Below are 23,805 nucleotides of genomic sequence, written 5' to 3' on the forward strand. Positions count from 1 at the left end.
TGACGTCGCTTGAATCAACTTCTGCCTTCCAAGCGGTGAAACACTTACTTCGTCTTGCTCATTTCCTGATCGAGCGCGGCGAGCTTGTTATCGAGGTCGGCCAGTTGCGACTTCTTCTTGGCAGCGTCGATGTTCGTATCCGACTCGAGCTGCACCTTCTGCTTGAACAGCTCTAGCTGACGGATCGGCAGCAGCTGGGCATCGGTCGATGCGCGGAAACCACCGTAGTTGTAGATGTTCTTCAGCACTTCCTTCTCATGCGCATCCTTGCCGTAGGCCAGGAAGAAGTCGCGAATCTTCTTCTTCGTGGCGTCCGGCAAGTCCTTGCGCCACAGCAGCGGGTCCGACGGAATCAGCGGCGACTTCCAGATCACCTGAACCTGCTTGGCCTTCTCCGGCTGCGTCGCCTCAAGCTTGTTCAACTCCTCGGTGTTGTTGGTGGCCACGTCGATCTGGTTGTTGAGCACGGCCATCAGGTTGGCACCGTGGTTCGAGCTGCGCGCAGTCTTGAAGTACGTGCGCGGATCGATGTTGTTCTTCGCGAACACGTAGTAACCCGGCACCAGCGTGCCCGACGTCGAGGTCGGATCGCCCAGGCCGAAGTTGATCTTCTTGCCATTCTTGATCACGTCGTCAAGCGTCTTGTACGGGCTCGACTTGTTCGAGATCAGCAGCGAGTAATAACCTTCCGTGCCGTCGGCATACATGATCTTCGCAAAGACTTCGCCTTGCGAGCGATCCACGGCTTCCATCGCGCCCTTGTTACCCATCCACGCGAGCTGCACTTTGTTGAAGCGCATGCCTTCGATCACGCCAGCGTAGTCGGTCGCGAAGAACGGGGTCACCTTCAGGCCCGTTTGCTTCTCCATGTCGTCGATCAGCGGCTGCCAACGTTGGCGCAGCGCAGCGCTCGAGTCGGTCGAGATAATGCCGAAGTTGATTTCCTGCGCGTGCGCTGCCGCCACCGAGGCGATCATGGCCGCGCCGGCCAGCAGGGTTTTCCAAAGTTTCATGAGAGCAAGCTCCTGGTCAGGTCAGGCTTAGGGACATCGAGGTAAGGAAGGGTGCTTCAGCGTCGGCAGGCTTCTCACCGGCCACGCTTTCCGAGGCATCGGACGCTTCGTCGAGCAACTCGCTCGCCTGCACGCCATAAAGGCGGCGCAGCAAGTCAGGCGTGAGTGCCGCAGACGGGCCGTCGTACACCACGCGGCCCTGATGCAGCGCGACGGTGCGCACGCAGTAACGCATCGCTACATCCACCTGGTGCAGCGAGACGACCACCGTCAACTTGTGATCACGGTTCATGCGGGCGAGCATGTCCATCACCTTGCGCGCCGACTCGGGGTCGAGCGACGCAATCGGTTCGTCCGCGAGAATGATCCTGGCGCCCTGCACCAGCGTGCGCGCCAGTGCCGCACGCTGCTGCTGGCCGCCCGAGAGCGTGCTGGCACGCTGGAATGCCAGATCGGCAATGCCCACTTCGGCAAGCGCCGCCAGCGCCGCCTGACGCTCTTCGGAAGTGAAGCGGAACATCAGGCTGCGCCACAGCGGCACACGAGCCAGCAGGCCCGTCAGCACATTGGTGATGACCGGCAGGCGGCCCACCAGATTGAACTGCTGGAAGACGAACCCGATGTCGCGGCGAATCTGGCGCACTTCGCGCACAATGCGCCCGTCGCGCTGGATCGGGCGGCCCAGAATCTCGATGCTGCCGGGTTGCTGATCGGCAGCCACGAAGCCCGCAATGTGACGCATCAGCGTCGATTTGCCCGAGCCCGACGCCCCGATGAGGGCGACCATTTCGCCCGGCATGACTTTGAGCCCCACTTCGTCGAGGGCGCGGCGGCCGCTCCCGAAAGTCTTGGTCAGTCGCTCGATTCGAATCGCTTCGTCCACGGTTCACCTGTCAGTCGAATCGCCGGTCGGACCCGATGCCATCCTGTCAGCGGCGACCCGGCTGGGGATCGCATCGCCTGCATCGCTCGACTAGCTGTTTTGTGGCAATTTGTGCCAAAAGTGATCGCAGTCTAGAAAGCCTCGATGACAACACGGTGACAATCGATCAGCTTTTTGGCGGCCGGCGGAAACCCTTATCCGGTCAATGATTTGGCAACGTTTCCGGGGCCGTGGCGAGCGCTGCCGTACGGACGTCACAGTCACGTCCGGCGAGTTGGGATGACGTCGCCTCCGATTCAGGCAACGATTTTGTCTACATATTTTCGGGACGTTGGCGAGCGGCGCCATCGAGGCGATACGCGGCGCAGGGCCGCGCCACAAGCTGAACCGCAAAGGGATTGGCGACGAGATGTCGTTCAGCACACCTTTGCGTCGTGGCGACGTGTGGCGTGCTGTGGCGACCTATGGCGCACGATAGTCGCGTTTGTGCGCGTTTGTGCGCGTTTGTGCAAATCGGAAGGGAGGCGATGACGGCGCCGCCGGGCGGAGATGCCGCCCGGTATCCGGGAGACAGGCGATCAGGCTGACCGGTCAAGCCCGGTCAGGCCCGATCAGGCCAGATCAAGCCCGGTCGTGCCATCACGCAATAAGGAGTTCCGGGCCACGGGCGCGCAGTTGCGCCAGCATGCTCTTGTGCGGTGCCGCGTCGCTGATGAGATAACGGGCGGCTTCGAAATGGCGGATGCGCACGGGCGTCACACGACCGAACTTGGTGTGGTCTGCCACCACGGCAGAGACGTTTGCACACAGCAACATGCGAGCACGCAATTCGGCTGCCGCACGGTTGAAGTCGGTAATGCCCCCGTCCTCCGTCACGCCGCCCACGCCGATGAACGCGAAGTCGGCGTGGTATTGCGAGATCTGATTGATGGCGTCCCAGCCCTGCACAGCGTCTTCGTTGTCCTGCAACTCACCGCCGAGCAGCGTCACCCGATTGTCGTGGTGACGGCCCAACAGACGCGCGATCTGCCAGTCATTCGTGTAGATGCGAAGACGATGCTTGGAGAGCAGCGCCTGCGCCACCGCGCGCGTGGTCGTGCCGTAATCGATGATGACCGACGCACCGTCGGGCACGAGCTCCGCCGCACGCACGCCGATGGCGCGCTTGCCCACGGCGTTGACGTTCTCGCGCAGTGTCCAGTCGGGCTCGCTGCGGTCGGCGGCCAGCGCGCCGCCGTGCGTCATGAGCAGCAGGCCCCGGGCGGCAAGCGTATTCAGGTCGCGACGCACCGTCTCTCGCGAGACACCCAACTCACGCACCAGATCGCTGATCGCGAGTGCCCCGGTCTTGGCAAGTTGTTCGAGCACGTATTGTTGGCGTTGTTCGGCAAGCATGATCGGACAATATCGGTTGGACTACGAAATCTTCGGCGGCATCGACTGGGCCGATGCCGGTCATACGCAAGCGCGTGTGCCGCTCGCTTGTGTCGTTACTCCCTGCCTACCCCTGCAACGCGACGCGCAACCCCAGGCCGATGAAAATCGCCCCGGCCACGCGATCGAGCCAGCGTCCGGCGCCGGGACGGCGCTTGAGCCACGTGCCCAACACCCCTGCGAACCAGCCGTACGCGCTGAACACGACGATGGTCTGGCCCATGAACACCAGACCGAGCAACAGCATCTGCCAGCCAGGATGGACAGCATCAGCGCTCACGAACTGCGGCAGGAACACAAGGAAGAAGAGCGTGACTTTCGGATTGAGCATGTTCGCGAACACGCTCTGGCGAAAGACCGCTGAGAGCGGTTGCGGTGAGGTGTCGTTGGCCAGCGCCATGGCACCGCGCGCACGCAGCGCTTTGATGCCGATCCAGATGAGATAGGCAGCCCCCGCCAGCTTGATCGCCTCGAATGCCCACGGCGACGAACGCAGCACGGCGGCCAGGCCGACGGCCGCGATGGTCGTGTGAAAAAGGCAACCGAAGGTGAAGCCGGCCGCCGCCGCCAGCCCGGCACGCCGCCCTTGCGCAATGCCTCGCGCGATGACCTGCATGTTGTCCGGGCCCGGCGCGAGCGTAATCGCCACCGAGGTCAGCAGGAACAGCCAGAGGTTGGGCATCGGGGCGTCCGGGTCAGGTGATGAGGATGGCGGCAGGATCGAGGCAAATCAGGCTTAGGGTCAGTGACCTTCGAACGAACAGAGCAGGAAGAGCGGCAACCCGGCATCGCGAATCAGACGCGAGCCGCCCAATTCCGGCAGATCGACGATGGCCGCGCCTTCGATGACGGTGGCGCCCAGACGCTCCAGCAGCTTCTTGCCCGCGAGCATGGTGCCGCCGGTGGCCACCAGATCGTCGATGAGCAGCACGCGATCACCCGGACCGCAGGCGTCGGCGTGAATCTCGACCGTCGCACTGCCGTATTCCAGTTCGTACTCTTCTGCGACCGTCTGATAAGGCAGCTTGCCCTTCTTGCGAATGGGAATGAAGCCGAGGTTCAGCTCATACGCCAGAATCGAACCGAGGATGAAACCGCGCGCATCGAGTCCGGCGATGTAATCGGGCCGGTGCTCCATGTAGCGATGCACGAACACATCGATCAACACCCGCAACGTGCGCGGGTTCTTGAGCAACGGGGTGATATCGCGGAACTGCACGCCGGGCGATGGCCAATCCGGCACGGTGCGGATCTGGCTTTTGATATAGGCGGCAGGAGACTCATCGATCTGCACGGGGTTCCTTCTTTGGGTACTGATAGGTAACACGCCACATTATGCCAAAAAGGCCCGGCGCCCCGTCGCCATTCGGGGAATGACACCCTCGCGCAGACGCCCCGCGCCCCGTCTGCGTGTTCGGCCGTCGCCTATGTGCGCCCCAACAGTCGTGCCTCTGCCGCCGCCAGCTTCTCGGGCAAGCCGCGCAGCACCACGATATCTTCAGCCATCAGACGCGTCTCCGATACCGGTTCAACGCCGCGAATGCCATGCCGGCGGATGGCCGTGACCGTCACGCCGAGTCTGTCGAGCCGGAGTTCGCCGAGCGTGCGCCCGACCGCATCGGCATCTAGGGGAAGCGGCACCGATTGCAGACGGACCTGCTCACGCTCGCCGCCTTCGTCCTCATCGTCAAGGCCGTGGAAGTACCCCCTCAACAGGCTGTAGCGCTCGTTACGCGCCTGTGCCACCCGGCGCAGCACGCGGCGCATCGGCACGCCCATGAGCACCAGCGCATGCGACGCCAGCATCAGACTGCCCTCCACGATCTCGGGCACCACTTCGGTCGCGCCTGCGGCGATCAGGTCATCGATGTGGGTATCGTCGACCGTGCGCACGACCACCGGCAAGGTCGGCTCCAGCGCCTGCACCTGCGCCAGCACCTTCAGCGCGGCCGGCGTGCTGTCGTATGTCACCACGATACCGGCGGCGCGGTGAATCCCCGCGGCGACGAGCGCCTCGCGCCGGGCTGCGTCGCCGAAGACGACCGTCTCGCCGGAGCTGGCCGCTTCCATCACGCGGTCCGGATCGAGGTCGAGCGCTACGTACCCGATACCTTCCTGCTCCAGCATGCGCGCAAGGTTCTGGCCGCATCGGCCGTACCCGCAGATGATGACGTGCCCCGAGGTCTTGATGCTCTGCGTGGCGATCTTGGTCATCTGCAACGACTGCATCATCCATTCGTTGGCAACGAAACGCAGCGCGATGCGGTCGGCGTTGATGATGAGGAACGGCGCACACAGCATCGAGAGCAACATGCCCGCCAGCACGGCTTGCGACAGCGATGGGTCGAGCAGTTGCCGATCGATCACCAGATTGAGCAAGACGAAGCCGAATTCGCCAGCTTGCGCCAGACCCAGACCGGTGCGGATGGCGGTGCCGGGCGGACTCCCAAACACACGCGCGAGACCGGCGATCAGCGTGAATTTGACGACCAGCGGGCCAACGAAGAACAGCAGCACGAGCAGCGGCTGCTTCATCACGATGGCCGGGTCGAGCATCATGCCGGTCGTGATGAAAAAGAGACCGAGCAGCACGTCGCGGAACGGCTTGATGTCGTCTTCCACCTGATGACGGAACGGCGTTTCCGCGATCAGCATGCCCGCGATGAACGCACCCAGCGCCATCGACAACCCAAGGTGTTCGGTGATGTACGCAAGGCCCAGCGTGAGCAGCAGCAGGTTGAGCATGAACAGCTCTTGCGAGCGCCGCGCCGCCACGATGTGGAACCAGCGGCCGACCAGCTTCTGGCCGATCCACAGCAACAGCGCCAGCGCACCGGTGATCTTGAGCGCGGCCAGCGACAGCGCCAGCACTAGCGCCTTCGAATTGCCGCCCAGGGCGGAAATGACGATCAGCAGCGGCACGACCGCCAGATCCTGGAACAGCAGCACGCCCATGATGTTGCGGCCGTGCTCCGTCTCGAGTTCCAGTCGCTCTGCCAGCATCTTGGTGACGATGGCCGTGGAAGACATGGCAAGCGCGCCGCCCAGCGCGACCGACGCCTGCCACGAAAACGACCAGAACAGGTTGACGGCCGCCCCCAGCCCGACCGCGACCAGCAATGTCCCCAATACCTGAGAGACACCGAGCCCCAGCACCACGCGACGCATGCTCTTGAGCTTGGGTAGCGAAAACTCGATGCCGATAGAGAACATCAAAAAGACGACGCCGAACTCCGCGAGGTATTGCACGCGCTGCGAGTCGGCGGCCAGCCCCAGCGCATGCTGCCCGATCACGATGCCCACGCTCAGATAGCCAAGCATCGGCGGCAGATGGAGCATGCGGAACAGCACCACCCCGACGCAGGCGGCAAACAGCAGGACGAGAGTGAGTTCGAGCGGTGATGCCATCAGCTAAGGTGGGTTTCCTGAGTGAATCTGAATGAGCGCGGCACGCATGATGCAAGTGCCGTGCCAGATTGCGTCCGTGCGGCGGCATCCGAGGGGGCCCGGGCCGCGCCGGACGACGATCCGAACGCTGCGGGGCCAAGCCTGGCGCGGCTGTCCTCGGCGCCGCGTCCGTTTTGATATACTCCGCGCATGATAGCGAAAATCAATCCAGGCCGGGCACTCGAGGTCGCCCGGGAGGTGTTGCGCACGGAAGCGGACGCCATCGAACGCGTCTCCGCGCACCTCGACGACAGCTTCGCCGAAGCCGTCTCGCTGCTGCTCGACTGCCGCGGTCGCGTGGTCGTCACCGGGATGGGGAAATCCGGTCACATCGGCCGCAAACTGGCCGCCACCTTTGCCAGCACCGGCACCCCCGCATTCTTCGTTCACCCCGCCGAAGCGAGTCACGGCGACCTGGGCATGATCACGGCCGACGACGTCGTCGTCGCCCTGTCCAACTCAGGCGAGACGGGCGAACTCGTCAGCATTCTGCCGATGATAAAGCGCATCGGCGCGAAGCTCATCGCCATGACCGGCAACGCCAGCTCCAGCCTCGGCCGCCTGTCCAATGTGCACCTCGACGCGCACGTCGACCGGGAAGCCTGTCCGCTGGGGCTCGCCCCCACGGCCAGCACCACGGCCGCCCTCGCCCTGGGCGATGCGCTCGCCGTCACACTGCTCGACGCCCGCGGGTTCGGTGCAGAAGACTTCGCCCGCTCGCATCCGGGCGGCGCACTCGGCCGGCGTCTGCTGACCTTCGTGCGCGATGTCATGCGTACAGGTGAGCGCATTCCGCGCGTGCGCACCGATGCCAGCCTGTCCGATGCCCTGCTCGAAATGACGGCCAAGGGTCTCGGCATGACCGCCATCGTCGATGCCGACGATCGCGTCGTGGGTATCTTTACCGACGGCGATCTGCGCAGATTGTTCAAACGTACGCTGGATTTCACCACGCTTACGCTGGCCGACGTCATGAAAGCGGGCCCGCGCACCATCGGCCCCGATCAACTTGCCGCCGAAGCCGCCGAGCTGATGGAGCGCTTCGGCATCACGCAACTGCTCGTGACCGAGAACGGCCGCCTCGTCGGCGCGCTCAACGTCCACGACCTGTTCGCCGCCAAGGTCGTGTGAGTCTCTTGCCCATGAGTCAACCCAGCATCGCCCAATCCCCCCGGTTCGACGCGGCCGACGCGAACGCGCGCGCCGCTCGCCTGCGTGTCATGGTGTTCGACGTCGACGGGGTGTTTACCGACGGCGGCCTGCGCTACGGTCCGGCCGGCGAGGTCATCAAAACGTTCGATTCGCTCGATGGTCACGGCGTGAAGCTGCTCGCCGAGGCGGGCATCGTCACCGCCATCATCTCTGGCCGCAAATCAGATATCGTCGCCAGGCGTGCGGCGGATCTTGGCATCGCCCATGTCTATCAGGGCGTACACGACAAGCGTGCCGCATTCGCGGATCTGTGCGCCCAGGCGTGCGCGACAGCCGACGTGTGCGGACACATCGGCGACGACTGGCCCGATCTGCCCGTGCTCACGCGCGTCGGCTTCGCCGCCTGTCCGGCCAACGCCCATGCCGAAGTGAAGACGCGCTGCCACTGGATTGCCAACTCGCGGGGCGGCGAAGGCGCCGTGCGCGAGCTGTGCGACTTCATTCTGCGCGCGCAGGGACGTTACGACGCCCTGCTCGCCGAAGCGCTGGCCTGACGCGTCGAGGAAGCCGATCACTCATGGCCAATCAACGTGTCTCGCCTGCCTCCCTGATCGCCGTCGTCGTGCTGGCCAGCCTGGCTGCCGGCACCTACTGGCTCGTGCAACGCACGCTGCCGTCCGACACCGATCGCACGCCGTACGTGAAGCAGCACATTCCCGATTACTACGCCGACGACATGGCCATCTCCACGCTGTCGGCGAGCGGACTCACGCAGTACCGCATCAATGCGGTCCACATGACGCATTACGAAGACGACCAGACGACGGCGCTGAAGATGCCCGCCGTGCGCGCGTTCACGCCGGATCAGCCGGAAGTGACGGCCACGAGCAAGCGCGGCACGCTCAACGCGGACATGTCCATCGTCGACATGTACGACGATGCCGTGGTGGTCCGTCAGGCCGGGCCGCGCGATCCGGAAATGCGCGCACTATCCGAACACTTCCAGGTACTCGTGAACGAAGACATCGTGCGCACGGAACTGCCTGTCCAGCTCTTCCGAGGGTCGTCCGTGATGTACGGCGACGGCATGATTTTCAATAACATCTCGCGCGCCGTACAATTGCTCGGCAATGTTCACGGCACGATCCAGCCGGCGGAACTGGGCAGCAAACGTCCGGCACCGCCCGCCACACCGAGCGCGCCAACCCAGACCAAACAGGGCTCCAAGACCCCATGACCGATCGCCGCAACCCGCGACCCGTTTTCCTATCGCTGCGCGCCCTGCGCGCGCTGGCCGCCGCCTTCGCCGTGCTCGGTGCACTCGTGTCGCCGCTCGCCCACGCCGAACGCGCCGACCGCGACAAGCCGCTCAATATCGAGTCGGATCACATGAGCTATGACGACCTCAAGCAGGTCAACATCTTCACCGGCAACGTGACGATGACCAAGGGGACGATTCTCCTCAAGGCCGATCGCGTCGAAGTGACTCAGGATCCGGAGGGCTATCAGTACGCTACGGCGTACTACAAGCCGGGCGGCCCGCTCGCCTATATGCGCCAGAAGCGTGACGGCATCGACGAGTACATCGACGGTTGGGGCCAGACGATTTACTACAACGGCAAGACCGAAGTCGCCACCCTCACCACGCAAGCCACGCTCAAGCGTCTGGCAGGCGGCACGAAGGTGCTCGACGAGATCCACGGCAGCGTGATTACGTACGACACGTATAACGAGGTCTATACCGCGAACAGCGGTGCGGATCAGGTCAACGCCAACAATCCGAACGGCCGCGTGCGCGCCACGCTCGCCCCGCGCAATGCGACGGGCGCGAACCAGGCGCAGCCCGGCGGCGCGAGCAAGCCGGCCGCAGCCGCCGCCAAGGGCGATCTGCCGCCGCTGTCTCCCTCCAAAAGCATTGGGAATCCGCGTGAGTAATTCTGCCAACAGCAACGCTTCGACCATCAATCCCGGCGCCGGCCCGGCGGGCAAGCCGAGCGCGCTCGTCGTGCGCTCACTCAAGAAGCAGTACGGTGCGCGTACCGTCGTCAAAGATGTCTCGCTGGACGTGAAGAGCGGCGAAGTGGTGGGTCTGCTGGGTCCGAACGGCGCGGGCAAGACAACGTCGTTCTACATGATCGTGGGTCTTGTGCCTGCCGACGACGGCGAGATTCAGCTCGACGGCAATCTGATCAGCGAACTGCCGATTCACGAGCGCGCCCGCATGGGGGTCTCGTATTTGCCGCAGGAAGCGTCGGTTTTCCGCAAGCTCACGGTCGAGGACAACATCCGCGCCGTGCTCGAATTGCAGCTCGATGCGCAGGGAAAGCCACTCAAGCGCGACGAAATCGAGCGCCGCATTGAAGCGCTGCTCGACGAGTTGCAGGTGAGCCATCTGCGCGAGAACCCCGCGATGTCGCTCTCGGGCGGTGAGCGCCGCCGCGTGGAAATCGCCCGTGCGCTGGCCACGCAACCGCGCTTTATTCTGCTCGACGAACCGTTTGCGGGCGTCGATCCGATCGCCGTGCTGGAAATCCAGCGCATCGTGCGCTTCCTGAAAGACCGTGGCATCGGTGTCCTGATTACCGACCACAACGTGCGCGAGACGCTCGGTATCTGCGATCACGCTTACATCATCAGCGAAGGCTCGGTACTCGCCGCCGGTACGCCTGACCAGATCGTGGCCGACGAAAGTGTGCGCCGCGTTTATCTGGGCGAAAATTTCCGGATGTAAAGCAAATTTTTCGCATGTAAACCCTGCCTCCGATAGGGGACAGGGCCGGTTCCGCTGGCGTAACAAAGCCTCTACAATGAAGGCGAGACACGCTATGAAACCGACTCTTCAACTCCGCACCTCGCAGCACCTGACCCTCACGCCGCAGTTGCAGCAATCGATCCGGTTGTTGCAACTGTCGACGCTCGAACTTCAGCAAGAAGTCGAGCACGCCCTCACCCAGAACCCGATGCTCGAACGCGAGGACGATTGGCTCGCTGGCTCGGTGCGCGTGGGCACGGACGGGTCGCTGCGCAACGAACGGAGCACGTCGGCCAGCAGCACGAACGACAACTCCGAACCCGCCAATGGCCGCGACGAAGCGCGCGAACTCGACGGCGAGACCCGCTTCGACGACAACGCCCAGGACAGCGGCAGCGACTGGAGTCTGAACGACTTCGCACGCTCAGGCAGCGCGTCGGACGACGACGACAACGCCCGACCGCAGTTGCACGTCGACCACCCCAATCTTCGCGAACACCTGCTGGCCCAGTTGCGCCTGACCAAAGCCAGCCCGCGCGACCGTGCGCTGGTGGAGTTCCTGATCGAATCGCTCGACGAAGACGGCTATCTCGGCACCATGCTTGACGAAATTCAAGCGGACATGCCTGAAGAGCTGGCGCTCGAGACCGAAGAGATCAATGCCGCGCTTGCGCTGCTGCAGAGCTTCGACCCGGCGGGTGTGGGTGCCCGTAGTCCGGCCGAATGCCTGCGCCTGCAACTGCAACGTCTGCCCGCGAGCAGCGTTCGCACGCTCTCGCTGCGTATCGTCTCCGATCACCTGGAACTGCTCGCCGCACGCGATTACACCCGTCTGCGCCGCCTGCTGGGCGTGAGCGAAGACAGCTTGCGCGCCGCTCATCAATTGATTCGTTCGCTCGACCCGTTCCCCGGCGCCGCCTACGGCTCGCCGCAGGCCGATTACGTCGTGCCCGATGTGCTCGTGCGCAGGCAAGGCAGCGGCTGGACCGCAGAACTGAACCCCGACGTCATGCCGCGCCTGCGGATCAACGAGATGTATGCGCGTATTCTGAGGAATAACCGCAACGACCCGGGCACAGGCAACTTGCAGCAACAGCTTCAGGAAGCCCGTTGGCTGATCAAGAACATCCAGCAGCGTTTCGATACGATATTGCGCGTGGCGCAGGCAATCGTCGAGCGCCAAAAGAACTTCTTCACGCATGGCGAAATCGGCATGCGGCCCTTGGTTTTACGCGAGATTGCTGATACGCTGGGTTTACACGAATCCACGATTTCACGGGTGACTACCAGTAAGTACATGCTCACTCCATTTGGAACCTTTGAGCTGAAGTACTTTTTTGGTTCGCACGTGGCAACGGAAGCCGGAGGCGCTGCGTCATCGACCGCCATCCGCGCACTCATCAAGCAACTCATAGGAGCAGAAGACCCGCAGAGCCCCCTTTCCGACAGCCGTATCGCGGAACTGCTGGCAGAGCAAGGGTTCGTGGTAGCGCGGCGCACCGTCGCGAAATACCGCGAGGCCTTGCGAATCCCCGCAGTGAACTTGCGCAAATCTTTGTAGGACGGTCCTGGTGCGCCATGTTGGCTCGCTGGGGCATAACGCCGCAGTGCGACATTGCGTCACGTCAATGGCTCGCACTCCCGCTTGCCAGCGTCGTTCAGACGCGGCGTGCACTTCGGCATTTCAGCAAGGAGAGCAGCTATGAATCTGAAGATCAGTGGACATCACCTCGAACTCACGCCGTCACTGCGCGAATTTGTCGTCAACAAGCTCGAACGCGTGTTGAGGCATTTCGACCAGCTCATTGGTGCCGAGGTGATCCTATCTGTCGACAAGACCAAGGAGAAGGCCGGACGCCAGATCGCTAGCGTCACCGTGTATCTCAAGGGCAAGGAAATTTTCGTCGAGAAGTGTGACGAGAATATGTATGCCGCCATCGACAAGCTGATCGACATGCTCGACCGCAAGGTAATGCAATACAAGGACAAGGTTCAGGATCACGGTCGCGAGGCCCTCAAGCACCAGCAACCTCCCGAGGCGGAACCGCTGCAATGAGTCTGTCCGGGCGTGGTAGTCGCATTGACTGACAGCCATGTGAATTCGCACGGAACCACCCGAGCGCACATACGTCTGTCATAAGTCTGGCATCACCCACCGCGGGGCCGTTGAACGGCCCCTTTTGTATGGCTGCGCGCATCGCGCCGAGCGCGGCGGCGGGTGGTCTATAATGCGAGGTCAATCGGGGGTTGGAGGGCGACTAAGCGTTCGCCCGCATTACAAGATGAACCGTCTAGTCAAACTCTTACCTGCGTCCAACATCCTGCTTGGACTGTCCGTCACCAGCAAGAAGCGCGTCTTCGAGCAAGCCGGGCTTCTTTTCGAGAACAATGCCGGCCTGTCGCGCGCGCTTGTGACCGACAACCTGTTCGCACGCGAGCGTCTGGGCTCGACCGGACTGGGCGAAGGCGTGGCCATTCCGCATGGCCGCATCAAGGGGCTCAAGCATCCGATGGCGGCGTTTGTACGCCTCGACGACCCGATTCCCTTCGAAGCCCCCGACAGTCAGCCCGTTTCCCTGCTCTTTTTCCTGCTGGTACCGGAGCAGGCAACCCAGCAGCATCTCGAGATTCTTTCCGAAATTGCCCAGTTGCTCTCTGATCGCGCAATGCGCGAGACATTGACCAACGCACCGAGCGCCGACGAAATCCACGCCGCACTCGCTAACTGGCAGCCGTGAACCGGCGTTGCGCCGGTATCCGCCGCGAAAATTAGAGAATTCGTAGCTCCCACACCCAACCGAACGAGGCGACGCGGTGGAACTGACCGGCATCAACGCGCAGAGCATTTTCGACGACAACGCCGCCACGCTGCGTTTGTCGTGGCTGACCGGCCATGAGGGGTGGGAACGCGGCTTTACGCCCGAGAGCGTAGCCACCGCCACCTCCAGCGCCGACCTCGTGGGTCACTTGAACCTCATCCACCCGAACCGGATTCAGGTGCTTGGTGAGGCTGAACTGCGCTATTACCAGCGTTTGACGGACGAAAACCGCAAGCGCCATATGGGCGAGGTGATCGCGCTCGAGCCACCGTTCCTTGTCGTGGCCGACGGTCTGGAAGCGCCGCCCGATCTGGTGCTGCGCTGCACCCGCTCCTCCACGCCGCTGTTTACTACGCCGATGTCGACGGCGGCGGTCATCGACAGCCTGCGACTGTACATTTCGCGTGTGTTCGCCCCGCGATGCACGATGCACGGCGTGTTTCTCGACATTTTGGGCATGGGCGTGCTGCTCACCGGCGACTCGGGCCTCGGCAAGAGTGAACTCGGCCTGGAACTGATCAGCCGGGGTCACGGTCTGGTCGCGGACGATGCCGTCGATTTCGTGCGTCTCGGGCCGGATTTCGTCGAAGGCCGTTGCCCGCCGCTGCTGCAAAACCTGTTGGAAGTGCGCGGCCTGGGCCTGCTCGACATCAAGACGATCTTCGGTGAGACGGCTGTGCGCCGGAAGATGAAGCTCAAGCTGATTGTCCAGTTGGTTCGCCGCCCCGATGGCGAATTCCAACGCCTGCCGCTCGAAGCGCAGACCGTGGATGTGCTGGGCCTGCCCATCAACAAGGTGATCCTGCAAGTGGCCGCCGGGCGAAACCTCGCCGTGCTGGTCGAAGCGGCCGTGCGCAACACGATCCTGCAACTACGCGGCATCGATACCCTCAAGGACTTCATGGAACGCCAGCGGCAAGCCATGCAAGACCCGGACGGCATGCAGAACAAATTGCTCTGAGTCCTCCACGGGCGGCGCCAGCCGTCGCCTCAATCGCCGGGGTTTACCGCAATTTCTGCTTTTTCCTGTCAACGCCGCGCGATTGCGGCGCGTTTTCTTTCATGTTGTAATCGCCACGCGGTCCCTTCCCGTGCGTGTCGACCTTATGGAGAGACAATCATGAAAAAAGCACTCGTCGCATTGCTTCTGGTATCCCCGCTGCTCGCATCGCCCGTGTTTGCCCAGTCGGCCGCCCCGGCGCCTGCTCCCAAGGCTGCCAACGCCCAACAGAACAAGATGAGCACCTGCAACACGCAAGCCGGCGACAAGAAGGGTGACGATCGCAAGGCGTTCATGAAAGATTGCCTGTCGAGCAAACCTGCCGCCGCCGCCAAGCCGACCCAGCAGGAAAAAATGAAGACGTGTAACGCTCAGGCTGGCGACAAGAAGGGCGATGAGCGCAAAGCCTTCATGAAGTCGTGTCTCTCGAACAAGCCGGCGGCCTGAAGCTTTTCCCCCGCCAACGCTTACCCAGCGGCGCCCCTAGGGGCGCCGCTGTCGTATGGGCGCCGCAATCTCTCGCGAAATGAGAGGAAACTTGGGGAACGTTCTTGTTTTTGTCGGCTCGACACCCGTAAGACACAATCGCTTACCATGATGTTCGTATCCGGAAAATGTGATGAAGATCGTACTGATTACCGGCGTTTCGGGTTCCGGCAAATCGCTCGCCCTGAACGTCCTCGAGGATGCGGGTTACTACTGCGTCGACAATCTGCCGTCGCGCTTTCTGCCTGAACTCGCCGAATATCTCGAAACGCAGAACTACACACGCCTCGCGGTCGCCATCGACGCGCGCAGCGGTGGCTCGCTCGCCGATCTGCCACCGATCATCGGCGGGCTGCGCCGTTTCGGCCACGACGTGCGGGTGCTGTTCCTCAACGCCACGACGCAAACGCTTGTTCAGCGCTTCTCCGAAACGCGCCGCCGTCACCCGCTCTCTGTCGCGAGCGACGATACCGTCTCGGCCACCGGCTCTCTCGTCGAGGCGATCGAGAAAGAGCGTGAAATGCTTAACAGCGTGACTGAACTCGGTCACCAGATCGACACCAGCAATCTGCGCGCGAGTGCATTGCGCCGCTGGATCCGGGAATTTGTGCAGCACGATCACACCGGGCTCACGCTCATGTTCGAGTCTTTCGGATTCAAGCACGGTGTGCCACTCGACGCCGACCTCGTGTTCGACGTCCGCTCTCTGCCCAATCCGTATTACGACACGCAGCTTCGTCCGCTAACCGGCCGCGATCAACCGGTCATCGACTTTCTGTCGGCCATTCCCGAAGTCGACGAGATGATCAACGATATCGGTGCTTATCTGCAGAAATGGCTGCCGAGCTTCATGCGCGACAACCGCAGCTACCTGACGGTGGCAATCGGCTGCACGGGCGGCCAACACCGCTCCGTGTTCATCGCCGAGACGCTGGGCGAGCGCTTCCGCGCGGAAGCGAGCGTGCTTGTGCGGCATCGCGAACTCGCCCCGCTCGACCCGGCCACCTGATTCACGCCGGCAAGCACAGTTGCCCGTCGCCCGGCGAAACGATGGACAGGGCGTCGGCAATCTTGCGGATCGGCGACGGCAAACCTGCGGCGGCAACGCCGGCGGCGTCGAGCCATGCACGCTGTGAGCCGGTCGACTGAGTTGTGGTCGAAGGCCCGGACAGCGTCACCAGCCAAGGCCGCAAGTGCAGACGGAAATGCGTAAAGACGTGCGTGAGACCATGCAGCGGCACGAGCGATTGCACCGCGCCCTGTGTCGCACCGAGCGCAGCGGCATGCGCCGTCAGACGCTCACGCAGCGACGCATCGTCCGCCTCCCGCTCACCGGTCGGCGGGGTCAGTTCCGGCAGGCTCCACAGCCCGCCCCAGATGCCACTGTCCGGACGGCGCTCAAACAACACGCGCCCCCCCGAGCGAATCACCAGCACATCGACATAGCGCTCGGGCTGCGCCTTCCTGGGCTTGGACGTCGGCAATACCCGTTCACGCCCCGTCGCATGCGCAACGCAATCGCTGTCGAACGGGCACTCGCCACAACGCGGCTTGCCGCGCCCGCATAAGGTGGCGCCGAGATCCATCATCCCCTGTGTGTAGGCAGGCAAATCGCTTCGGGGTAACAACGACTCGGCCAGCGCCCACATTTCCCGTTCGATCTTCGGCGTGCCCGGAAAGCCCTCGATGCCGAACACGCGCGCGAGCACCCGCTTGACGTTGCCGTCGAGAATGGCGGCGTGCGCATCATAGGCAAACGCGGCAATCGCAGCGGCCGTCGAGCGGCCAATGCCGGGCAGCGTAGCGAGTGTCTCGGGGTCTGACGGGAAACGTCCTCCATGCTCGGCGACCACGACCTGCGCGCAGCGATGCAGGTTGCGCGCCCGCGAGTAGTAGCCCAGACCGCTCCAGAGCGCCATCACATCATCCTGCGGTGCACTGGCCAGCGCGGCGACATCGGGGAAGCGCTCGAGAAATCGCGTGTAATACGGGATCACCGTGGCGACCTGCGTCTGCTGCAACATGATCTCGGACAGCCAGATGCGGTAGGCGTCGCGCGTGTTCTGCCACGGCAAATCGTGGCGGCCGTGCTCGGCCTGCCAGGCGATCAGACGCTCGGCAAAGGTGCCCGCGAGCGAGCCGGCGGGGGAATCGTTGGACGAATCGTTCATATCGGTTTCGGGGGGTGTCGTTTGCCGCAGGCGGTGGCAGAGGGGACCCGACTTCCCGGCCGCCGGATCTGCCGTCGCCGCGGCGTTATTTCTGACAATGCGGGCAGAAGAATGTGGAGCGCTGGCCCTGCACGATCTGCCGGATCGGCGTGCCACACACGCGACACGGCTGTCCGGCACGATCGTAGACGAAATACTCCTGCTGGAAATAGCCGCTCTTGCCATCGCTGCCGACAAAGTCGCGCAACGTGCTGCCGCCCTTCTCGATTGCCGCGGCGAGCACGTCCTTGACCGCTTTTGCGAGCTTTTCAGCGCGAGGCCGCGAGAGTTTGCCGGCCGGCATGCGCGGGTGGATGCCGGCACGGAAAAGACTCTCCGACGCGTAGATATTGCCCACACCCACGACGATGCTGCCCGCGAGCAGGGCCTGCTTGATGGCGACCGTCCGGCCTCGCGTGCCGGCATACAGCCATTGGCCATCGAAGTCGTCCGTCAGCGGTTCCACACCGAGGCCGGCGAGCAGCGGATGCATGAGCACGTCGCCAGCCGAGCGCGGATGGAACAGAACCGCACCGAAGCGGCGAGGATCGCGATAGCGCAGCGCGCAGCGTTCGAACACCAGATCAATGTGGTCGTGAACGCCAGCAGCGGGCAGCGCGTGCGGTTCGGGCATGACGCGCAACGTACCGGTCATGCCCAGATGTACAAGCAGCCAGCCGGGTGCGTACTCGAGCAGCAGGTACTTGCCGCGGCGGGTCACACCGACGAGCGTCTCGCCGCGCAGGAGCGTGTCGAGCCCGTCGGGCACCGGCCAACGCAACGAGGCGTTGCGCACGTCGATACGCGCGATACGCGTGCCCGCCACGTGCGGCGCAATACCGCGGCGGGTGACTTCGACTTCTGGGAGTTCAGGCATGCCTGCGAACGTTTGCTGAGGATTTAGACTCTATTGTATCGGGCGCGCTACAATCGCTCGAAACCTGCCGTGGATCCCTATGCCGAACACCCGATTCCAGTCCATCCCCGCCGCTGACAACCTTGCGGTCACTGTGGCACCCGTGGTTTTGCGCCTGCGCGGCGCCCTGGCACGCGGGGCGTGGGCCGGCGCAACGGCGCTCGGCGTCACCTGCGCCAGCGCCATCATGGCATTTCTGCCATCTTCGAGCGCGTTCGCGCAGACCGGACCCGCCGCGCAAACGGCACCGAAATCGCCAGCAGCCCCGGCCAGCGCCCCGGCGGCGGCACCGTCCAAGGCGAGCGCGCCCGGTGCTGCCGACGCGGACACCGACGGCGAGGGCGAGGGCACCAAGTCCAACGCGAACGTCCCCCGCGAAAAGCTGCCGAACGTCGCGCTCTCCAGCGAGATCGTTTTCGAAGTGATGGCCGCCGAGTTGAGCCTGCAACAAGGCAATCTCGCGCCGGCGTTCAACACTTACATCGCACTGGCGAATCGGACGAAGGACCCGCGCATGGCACGCCGCGCCGTGGAGATTGCGCTGGGTGCGCGTCAGCTCGGCGATGCGCTCGTCGCCGCGCGCCTGTGGCATGAGCTCGATCCGAGCTGGCGTCCGGCCTCGCAGTTGCTGGCGAGTCTCGAAGTCGGCACCGGTCATCTGGCCGAAGCCGAGCCGCTGCTCGTCGAAGAACTGAACAAAGTGCCGGAAGCGCGTCGCGGACAGGCCATTCTCGAGCTGCAGCAGATGATTGCGCGCAGTCCGGAACGCGCCACCGGCATCGATTCGCTCAAACGCATGCTGGCCAACGATATGCAGCGCCCCGAGGCGCAACTGGCCATTGCCCGCTCGCAACTCGATGCAGGCGACACCGCCGGTGCACGCACGTCGCTCGAAACGGCGCTCAAGCTCAAACCTGACTACGAGGCTGCGGCACTGCTTTACGGTCAAATGGGCCCGGAAGAGCGCACTAGCGCGATCGCCGGGTTGAAGTCGTTCCTCGATCGTAATCCGAACGCCAAGGAAGCCCGCTTCGCCTACGCCAAGTTGCTGCTCGCGGACAACCAGCTCGATGCCGCGCAAAAGCAGTTTGAAACGCTGGAGAAGCGCTATCCGCACGAACTCTCGACCCTGATGGCGCTCGCGTTGCTCAACCTGCACGCCAAGCATCCCGAGCAGGCCGAACAATATCTGCAAAAGTACGCGGCGGAGGCGGAGCAACAGAACACCGACGGGGCGCAGGCCTACGTCTATCTCGCGCAGATCGCGCAGGATCGCAAGGATTATCCGGCCGCCGACAAGTGGCTCTCGAAGATTCGCGAGGACAGCAACGCCTATCTGCCGGCACAGATCGGGCGCGCGCAATTGCTCGCCGATCAGGGCAAGGTCGAGGAAGGCCGTGCGCTGTTGCACGGCATCAAGTCGAGCGACCCGCGCGAGCAACTCGCGCTCAAGCGTGCCGAATCGGATCTGCTCGTCAAGGCAAAGCGCTACGACGACGCGGAGAAGCTGCTCGCCGCCGAGGTCAAGAGCAATCCCGACGATCCGGATCTGCTTTATCAGTACGGCATGGTGGCCGAGCTGAACAAGCACTACGACGTGATGGAAAAAGCGATGCGTCGTGTGATGACGTCGCAACCCGATAACGCGCAGGCTTACAACGCGCTGGGCTATTCGCTGACGGAGCGCAACACGCGCCTGCCCGAGGCGCTCAAGCTGCTGCAGAAGGCCTCGTCGCTTGCGCCGGAAGACCCCTACATCATGGACAGTCTGGGTTGGGTGAAGTACCGCCTCGGCGACAAGCAACAGGCGCTTGATCTGCTGCGTCGCGCCTATGGCATTCAGGCTCAGGCGGAAATCGGCGCGCATCTGGGTGAGGTGCTGTGGGAGCTGGGCCAGCAGGACGAAGCGCGCAAGACCTGGCGCGAAGCGGCCAAGCTCGACGGCGATGACGACACCCTGCGCTCCACCATGAAGCGCTACAACGTGACACCGTAATGCCAAAGTTGTCGACGCTTTCGTTGGGTGCCGTGTCGTTCTCACTTATTGCCTCTCGTTCGGTCCGTGCCATGACCTTGGCGCTGGTCTGCGCGAGCACCCTGTTGACGGCGGGTTGCGCGAGTCTTGCGCCGTCCGTGCCGGTCACGCCTTCGGACGGCACCAGCGTCGAACACTATCGCGGGCGCTTCGCCGTGCGCTACGAGCAGAACGGCGAAGCACGCAATACTTACGGCAATTTCGATTGGCAGCAGAACGGCGAGAACGCGACCGTCCAACTGCTCGACCCGCTTGGGCAGACGCAGGCGATCGTGCGCGAGAATCCGCGCAGCGCGTCGCTTGAATTGCCCGGCAAAGCGCCGCTGACCGGCCCGCGTCTCGAAGATGTCATGCACAACGCACTGGGCTTTGCGCTGCCGGTAGGCGGCCTGCGCTATTGGCTGCGCATGCAGAGCGCGCCGGGTTCGCAGGCCAGCATCGAGCGCGATCCGCAGACCCAACGACCGACCCATTTGAAGCAGGACGGCTGGACGATCGACTATCAGGCGTATTTCGACAGCGCACCGCTGCGGGTCAAGCGTATCGACCTCTCGCGCGACCTCGACGGCTCGCCGCTCGCCGTTCGGCTGGTGATCGACGAGTAAGCCTCGCGCGTCTCGTCTTGCCCTTTGCTCCGCTTTCGAGACAGTCACGTCGATGCCCACAGGCGTCGCCGCCGCGACGGTGCTATGCTTGGCGCCGCCCGATCAGGTGTGTATCGACATCGTGAGCGCACCGTGCGAGTGCGGCCCCCTGTCGATGGGGCTGTATCGGGACACCTTCCCCATTTCCGGACACTGTCATCGCGAGGTCGCCACGACCGTGTCCGATAGCCATCGTTTCGCATCGCCATGTACGAAATCCTGCGTGACTGTCCGGCTCCGGCCAAGCTGAACCTGTTCCTGCATATCGTGGGGCGCCGGCCGAACGGCTATCACGAGTTGCAAACCGTCTTCCAACTGATCGACTGGGCCGACACGCTGCACTTCGAGCGCCGCGACGACGCGCAGATCGTGCACACGAACCCGCTGCCGGGCGTGCCGCCTCAGACCGATCTCACCGTGCGGGCCGCCCGTCTCCTGCAGGAGCATTGCGGTGTGCGGTTCGGTGTGGACATCGCCATTGAGAAGCGGCTGCCGGCAGGCGGCGGCATCGGCGGCGGCAGCTCCGATGCCGCGACGACGCTGCTCGCGCTCAACCGCATGTGGCAGCTCGATCTGCCGCGCGCTGAACTCCAGACGCTCGCCTTGAAGCTCGGCGCTGACGTGCCGTTTTTTGTCTTCGGCCGCAATGCCTTTGCCGAGGGCCTGGGCGAAGAGTTGCATGCAGTCGATTTGCCGCAGCGGCACTTCCTCGTCGTGAACCCGCGCGTACACGTCGCGACAGACAAAATATTTCGCGATCCCCTGTTGACAAGGGATACGAAGATCGTCACAATGGCGTTCTTTCTTGAGCACGCCAGCAAAAACATGCTCGCAACGGATGAAATCTTCCGTAACGACATGCAGGCGGCAGTCACTCGAGAATACGCGGAAGTCGCTGCCGTGATTGACTGGTTCAGAACCTTCACCACGGCCCGCATGACAGGATCCGGCGCTAGCGTGTTTGCGGTATTCGACACGAAGGCTGACGCAGAAGCTGCATGTAAGCGATTGCCAGAGCGCTGGCTCGGTCAAGTGACCTCCAGTCTGGCCGAACACCCAATGTTCGGATTCGCGTGAAAAAGTTTTACTTTGTTGCGTTTCCTACGACGCAGCAAGGGCATCGGTTAGTGTAGGGGAGTCGCCAAGTTGGTTAAGGCACCGGATTTTGATTCCGGCATACGAGGGTTCGAGTCCTTCCTCCCCTGCCAATTTCTCTGTCGTGCAGTGTCAGCATCCAAACGTTCCGCAGGTAGCCAGATGAGTAGTGATAACCTAATGGTATTCACCGGGAACGCCAATCCCGCCCTGGCCCAAGCGGTCGTCGACACTCTCGGTATCCCGCTCGGCAAGGCAATGGCGAGCCGGTTCTCCGACGGCGAAATCCAGGTCGAAATTCAGGAAAACGTGCGCGGCAAGGACGTCTTCGTCCTCCAGTCGACGTGCGCTCCGACCAACGACAATCTGATGGAACTGATGATCATGGTCGACGCGCTCAAGCGCGCTTCTGCCGGCCGGATCACTGCTGCCATTCCGTATTTCGGCTATGCCCGTCAAGATCGCCGCCCCCGTTCGGCGCGTGTGGCGATCTCGGCGAAGGTCGTAGCCAACATGCTGCAAATTGCGGGCGTCGAGCGCATCATCACGATGGACCTGCACGCCGACCAGATTCAAGGTTTCTTCGATATCCCGGTCGACAATATTTACGCTTCGCCGCTGCTGCTGGCAGATGTGCGCGAACAGAACCACGAAAACCTGCTGGTGGTTTCGCCGGACGTCGGCGGTGTGGTGCGTGCCCGCGCACTCGCAAAGCAACTGCACTGCTATCTGGCCATCATCGACAAGCGTCGTCCGAAGGCCAACGTCGCCGAAGTGATGAACATCATCGGTGAAGTCGAAGGCCGCACCTGCGTCATCATGGATGACATGGTCGACACCGCCGGCACGCTGTGCAAGGCCGCGCAAGTGCTCAAGGCGCGTGGCGCGCAGAAGGTTTATGCGTACTGCACGCACCCGGTGCTTTCCGGCGGTGCCGCAGCGCGTATCAACGCCTCGGAGCTGGACGAAGTTGTCGTGACGGATACGATTCCGCTGCGCGACGACTCGAAGGGCGGCAAGATTCGCCAGTTGAGCTGCGCCAATCTGCTCGCCGAGACGTTCTCGCGTATTCGTCGCGGCGACTCGGTGATGTCGCTGTTCGCGGAATAAGCGCGTTCATAGCATTTTGCGGCGGCGCCTGTTTGGCGCCGTTGTTATGTCGGCGGGGAGCATCTCCCCGCCTTTGTCGTTCCTGAAGCCTGCATTTTTTGGCACGGTATTCGGGAAGAAATCGCTGCCTGGTCGCGGGCAGTACAAGGAGTTGTTATGAAAGTCGTCGCTTTTGAGCGTAATCTGCAAGGTACGGGTGCGAGCCGCCGCCTGCGCAATGCCGGTAAGACCGCGGGCATCGTGTACGGTGGTAACGTCGATCCGAAGTTGATCGAACTCGATCACAACGCCCTGTGGCACGCCCTCCGCAAGGAAGCCTTCCACTCGTCGATTCTCGAGCTGGAAGTCGCTGGCAAGACCGAACAAGTGCTGCTGCGCGATGTGCAGTACCACCCGTTCAAGCAACTGGTTCTGCACGTGGATTTCCAACGTGTCGACCCGAACAAGTCGATCCACGTGAAGGTGCCCCTGCACTTCCTGGGTGCTGAGAACGCCCCGGCCGTGAAGCTGGCTTCGAACGTGATCAGCCACACCGTGAACGACCTGGACATCAACTGCCTGCCGGGCAAGCTGCCGGAATTCCTGGAAGTTGACCTGTCGAAGCTGGAAGCCGGTCAATCGGTGCACGCCAAGGACGTCAAGCTGCCCGCCGGCGTGACGCTCACGCTGCACGTCGAGCAAGAAAACCCGGTGGTGGCACAAGCCGTCCAACCGGCGGGTGCTGCTGCTGACGAAGCGGCTGCCCCGGCTGCCGAAGGCGAAACGCCGGCGGCCTAAGCCTCGTGCGTTAGCTTTCAGCGGCGACGCTG

At 63.1% G+C, this 23,805-nt stretch carries 24 protein-coding genes and 1 tRNA gene; 17 read left to right on the forward strand and 8 right to left on the reverse strand.

The genetic code is table 11. From position 1 onward, the window contains the following. Window positions 1–44 precede the first annotated feature (44 nt). The 6 genes from phnD to PBR20603_RS01370 form a co-directional block, all read right to left on the reverse strand. Entirely contained in the window at window positions 45–1,013 is a 969-nt protein-coding gene (gene phnD / locus PBR20603_RS01345; protein ID WP_150557756.1) for a phosphonate ABC transporter substrate-binding protein, read from the reverse strand. A gap of 16 nt (window positions 1,014–1,029) precedes the next feature. Further along, complete coding sequence (phnC, locus tag PBR20603_RS01350; protein WP_150557757.1) at window positions 1,030–1,896, reverse strand: phosphonate ABC transporter ATP-binding protein; 867 nt, start codon at window positions 1,894–1,896, stop codon at window positions 1,030–1,032. Between the two features lie 639 nt (window positions 1,897–2,535). After that, window positions 2,536–3,291, reverse strand: coding sequence for a DeoR/GlpR family DNA-binding transcription regulator (locus PBR20603_RS01355; protein ID WP_039395533.1), 756 nt, complete (start codon window positions 3,289–3,291; stop codon window positions 2,536–2,538). A gap of 106 nt (window positions 3,292–3,397) precedes the next feature. Further along, window positions 3,398–4,012 (reverse strand): LysE family translocator, encoded by a 615-nt coding sequence (locus PBR20603_RS01360; RefSeq protein ID WP_150557758.1) that lies wholly within the window; start codon window positions 4,010–4,012, stop codon window positions 3,398–3,400. A 60-nt stretch (window positions 4,013–4,072) separates the two neighbouring features. Then, window positions 4,073–4,624: an adenine phosphoribosyltransferase gene (locus PBR20603_RS01365; protein WP_150557759.1), complete on the reverse strand. Its 552-nt coding sequence runs from the start codon at window positions 4,622–4,624 to the stop codon at window positions 4,073–4,075. Between the two features lie 131 nt (window positions 4,625–4,755). After that, complete coding sequence (locus PBR20603_RS01370) at window positions 4,756–6,738, reverse strand: monovalent cation:proton antiporter family protein (RefSeq protein WP_150557760.1); 1,983 nt, start codon at window positions 6,736–6,738, stop codon at window positions 4,756–4,758. A gap of 189 nt (window positions 6,739–6,927) precedes the next feature. On the opposite strand from PBR20603_RS01370, the gene PBR20603_RS01375 reads away from it, so the two are divergent. From PBR20603_RS01375 to rapZ, 11 genes are all read left to right on the forward strand, one after another. After that, window positions 6,928–7,908, forward strand: coding sequence for a KpsF/GutQ family sugar-phosphate isomerase (locus tag PBR20603_RS01375; protein WP_150557761.1), 981 nt, complete (start codon window positions 6,928–6,930; stop codon window positions 7,906–7,908). An 11-nt stretch (window positions 7,909–7,919) separates the two neighbouring features. Beyond that, complete coding sequence (locus PBR20603_RS01380) at window positions 7,920–8,483, forward strand: KdsC family phosphatase (protein WP_150557762.1); 564 nt, start codon at window positions 7,920–7,922, stop codon at window positions 8,481–8,483. A 23-nt stretch (window positions 8,484–8,506) separates the two neighbouring features. Then, window positions 8,507–9,166 (forward strand): LPS export ABC transporter periplasmic protein LptC, encoded by a 660-nt coding sequence (gene lptC / locus PBR20603_RS01385; protein ID WP_150557763.1) that lies wholly within the window; start codon window positions 8,507–8,509, stop codon window positions 9,164–9,166. Further along, entirely contained in the window at window positions 9,163–9,864 is a 702-nt protein-coding gene (lptA, locus tag PBR20603_RS01390; RefSeq protein WP_150557764.1) for a lipopolysaccharide transport periplasmic protein LptA, read from the forward strand. Before lptC ends, lptA begins: the two co-directional genes overlap by 4 nt. Window positions 9,865–9,889: 25 nt before the next feature. Further along, on the forward strand, window positions 9,890–10,660 hold the full coding sequence (gene lptB, locus PBR20603_RS01395; protein ID WP_150558277.1) for an LPS export ABC transporter ATP-binding protein: 771 nt from the start codon (window positions 9,890–9,892) through the stop codon (window positions 10,658–10,660). Between the two features lie 94 nt (window positions 10,661–10,754). Continuing rightward, the gene (locus PBR20603_RS01400) at window positions 10,755–12,242 is read left to right on the forward strand and encodes an RNA polymerase factor sigma-54 (protein ID WP_150558278.1); all 1,488 of its coding nucleotides are present in this window, start codon (window positions 10,755–10,757) and stop codon (window positions 12,240–12,242) included. Between the two features lie 141 nt (window positions 12,243–12,383). Continuing rightward, window positions 12,384–12,737 carry a ribosome hibernation-promoting factor, HPF/YfiA family gene (gene hpf / locus PBR20603_RS01405; RefSeq protein WP_039373742.1) on the forward strand — a complete coding sequence of 118 codons (354 nt, stop codon included), beginning with the start codon at window positions 12,384–12,386 and terminating at the stop codon, window positions 12,735–12,737. A 226-nt stretch (window positions 12,738–12,963) separates the two neighbouring features. Further along, entirely contained in the window at window positions 12,964–13,419 is a 456-nt protein-coding gene (gene ptsN, locus PBR20603_RS01410) for a PTS IIA-like nitrogen regulatory protein PtsN (RefSeq protein WP_150557765.1), read from the forward strand. A gap of 76 nt (window positions 13,420–13,495) precedes the next feature. Continuing rightward, window positions 13,496–14,461 (forward strand): HPr(Ser) kinase/phosphatase, encoded by a 966-nt coding sequence (gene hprK, locus PBR20603_RS01415; protein WP_150557766.1) that lies wholly within the window; start codon window positions 13,496–13,498, stop codon window positions 14,459–14,461. Between the two features lie 159 nt (window positions 14,462–14,620). Further along, window positions 14,621–14,947: a PsiF family protein gene (locus tag PBR20603_RS01420; RefSeq protein WP_150557767.1), complete on the forward strand. Its 327-nt coding sequence runs from the start codon at window positions 14,621–14,623 to the stop codon at window positions 14,945–14,947. Window positions 14,948–15,119: 172 nt separating this feature from the next. Further along, on the forward strand, window positions 15,120–15,995 hold the full coding sequence (gene rapZ / locus PBR20603_RS01425) for an RNase adapter RapZ (protein ID WP_150557768.1): 876 nt from the start codon (window positions 15,120–15,122) through the stop codon (window positions 15,993–15,995). Window position 15,996: 1 nt separating this feature from the next. Here rapZ and mutY read toward each other — a convergent pair whose 3' ends face one another. Both mutY and mutM read right to left on the reverse strand, forming a co-directional pair. Further along, window positions 15,997–17,157, reverse strand: coding sequence for an A/G-specific adenine glycosylase (gene mutY / locus PBR20603_RS01430; RefSeq protein WP_150557769.1), 1,161 nt, complete (start codon window positions 17,155–17,157; stop codon window positions 15,997–15,999). 85 nt (window positions 17,158–17,242) lie between these two features. Then, a complete protein-coding gene (mutM, locus tag PBR20603_RS01435; RefSeq protein ID WP_150557770.1) occupies window positions 17,243–18,073 on the reverse strand; it encodes a bifunctional DNA-formamidopyrimidine glycosylase/DNA-(apurinic or apyrimidinic site) lyase in 831 nt (276 codons plus the stop codon). Window positions 18,074–18,152: 79 nt separating this feature from the next. On the opposite strand from mutM, the gene PBR20603_RS01440 reads away from it, so the two are divergent. The 6 genes from PBR20603_RS01440 (at window position 18,153) to PBR20603_RS01465 (ending at window position 23,773) form a co-directional block, all read left to right on the forward strand. Further along, window positions 18,153–20,108 carry a tetratricopeptide repeat protein gene (locus PBR20603_RS01440; protein ID WP_150557771.1) on the forward strand — a complete coding sequence of 652 codons (1,956 nt, stop codon included), beginning with the start codon at window positions 18,153–18,155 and terminating at the stop codon, window positions 20,106–20,108. Next, window positions 20,108–20,752 (forward strand): outer membrane lipoprotein LolB, encoded by a 645-nt coding sequence (locus PBR20603_RS01445; protein WP_150557772.1) that lies wholly within the window; start codon window positions 20,108–20,110, stop codon window positions 20,750–20,752. The genes PBR20603_RS01440 and PBR20603_RS01445 overlap by 1 nt, the downstream gene beginning before the upstream one ends. 246 nt (window positions 20,753–20,998) lie before the next feature. Continuing rightward, a complete protein-coding gene (ispE, locus tag PBR20603_RS01450; RefSeq protein ID WP_150557773.1) occupies window positions 20,999–21,868 on the forward strand; it encodes a 4-(cytidine 5'-diphospho)-2-C-methyl-D-erythritol kinase in 870 nt (289 codons plus the stop codon). Window positions 21,869–21,922: 54 nt separating this feature from the next. Next, window positions 21,923–21,999, forward strand: a tRNA-Gln gene (locus tag PBR20603_RS01455). A gap of 49 nt (window positions 22,000–22,048) precedes the next feature. Then, window positions 22,049–22,996: a ribose-phosphate pyrophosphokinase gene (locus PBR20603_RS01460; protein ID WP_150557774.1), complete on the forward strand. Its 948-nt coding sequence runs from the start codon at window positions 22,049–22,051 to the stop codon at window positions 22,994–22,996. 156 nt (window positions 22,997–23,152) lie between these two features. Further along, a complete protein-coding gene (locus PBR20603_RS01465; RefSeq protein WP_150557775.1) occupies window positions 23,153–23,773 on the forward strand; it encodes a 50S ribosomal protein L25/general stress protein Ctc in 621 nt (206 codons plus the stop codon). Window positions 23,774–23,805: the final 32 nt, after the last annotated feature.

It is taken from the genome of Pandoraea bronchicola (assembly GCF_902459805.1).
In the GTDB taxonomy this organism is placed as follows: domain Bacteria; phylum Pseudomonadota; class Gammaproteobacteria; order Burkholderiales; family Burkholderiaceae; genus Pandoraea; species Pandoraea bronchicola.

Coding starts and splice junctions, on each gene's coding strand:
- rapZ (WP_150557768.1), top strand. CDS start 15,120: ATGAAGATCGTACTGATTACCGGCGTTTCGGGTTCCGGCAAATCGCTC.
- lptC (WP_150557763.1), top strand. CDS start 8,507: ATGGCCAATCAACGTGTCTCGCCTGCCTCCCTGATCGCCGTCGTCGTG.
- PBR20603_RS01370 (WP_150557760.1), bottom strand. CDS start 6,738: ATGGCATCACCGCTCGAACTCACTCTCGTCCTGCTGTTTGCCGCCTGC.
- PBR20603_RS01445 (WP_150557772.1), top strand. CDS start 20,108: ATGCCAAAGTTGTCGACGCTTTCGTTGGGTGCCGTGTCGTTCTCACTT.
- PBR20603_RS01400 (WP_150558278.1), top strand. CDS start 10,755: ATGAAACCGACTCTTCAACTCCGCACCTCGCAGCACCTGACCCTCACG.
- lptA (WP_150557764.1), top strand. CDS start 9,163: ATGACCGATCGCCGCAACCCGCGACCCGTTTTCCTATCGCTGCGCGCC.
- ispE (WP_150557773.1), top strand. CDS start 20,999: ATGTACGAAATCCTGCGTGACTGTCCGGCTCCGGCCAAGCTGAACCTG.
- PBR20603_RS01420 (WP_150557767.1), top strand. CDS start 14,621: ATGAAAAAAGCACTCGTCGCATTGCTTCTGGTATCCCCGCTGCTCGCA.
- PBR20603_RS01375 (WP_150557761.1), top strand. CDS start 6,928: ATGATAGCGAAAATCAATCCAGGCCGGGCACTCGAGGTCGCCCGGGAG.
- phnD (WP_150557756.1), bottom strand. CDS start 1,013: ATGAAACTTTGGAAAACCCTGCTGGCCGGCGCGGCCATGATCGCCTCG.
- hpf (WP_039373742.1), top strand. CDS start 12,384: ATGAATCTGAAGATCAGTGGACATCACCTCGAACTCACGCCGTCACTG.
- mutY (WP_150557769.1), bottom strand. CDS start 17,157: ATGAACGATTCGTCCAACGATTCCCCCGCCGGCTCGCTCGCGGGCACC.
- ptsN (WP_150557765.1), top strand. CDS start 12,964: ATGAACCGTCTAGTCAAACTCTTACCTGCGTCCAACATCCTGCTTGGA.
- PBR20603_RS01465 (WP_150557775.1), top strand. CDS start 23,153: ATGAAAGTCGTCGCTTTTGAGCGTAATCTGCAAGGTACGGGTGCGAGC.
- PBR20603_RS01360 (WP_150557758.1), bottom strand. CDS start 4,012: ATGCCCAACCTCTGGCTGTTCCTGCTGACCTCGGTGGCGATTACGCTC.
- PBR20603_RS01460 (WP_150557774.1), top strand. CDS start 22,049: ATGAGTAGTGATAACCTAATGGTATTCACCGGGAACGCCAATCCCGCC.
- PBR20603_RS01440 (WP_150557771.1), top strand. CDS start 18,153: ATGCCGAACACCCGATTCCAGTCCATCCCCGCCGCTGACAACCTTGCG.
- mutM (WP_150557770.1), bottom strand. CDS start 18,073: ATGCCTGAACTCCCAGAAGTCGAAGTCACCCGCCGCGGTATTGCGCCG.
- PBR20603_RS01355 (WP_039395533.1), bottom strand. CDS start 3,291: ATGCTTGCCGAACAACGCCAACAATACGTGCTCGAACAACTTGCCAAG.
- PBR20603_RS01380 (WP_150557762.1), top strand. CDS start 7,920: ATGAGTCAACCCAGCATCGCCCAATCCCCCCGGTTCGACGCGGCCGAC.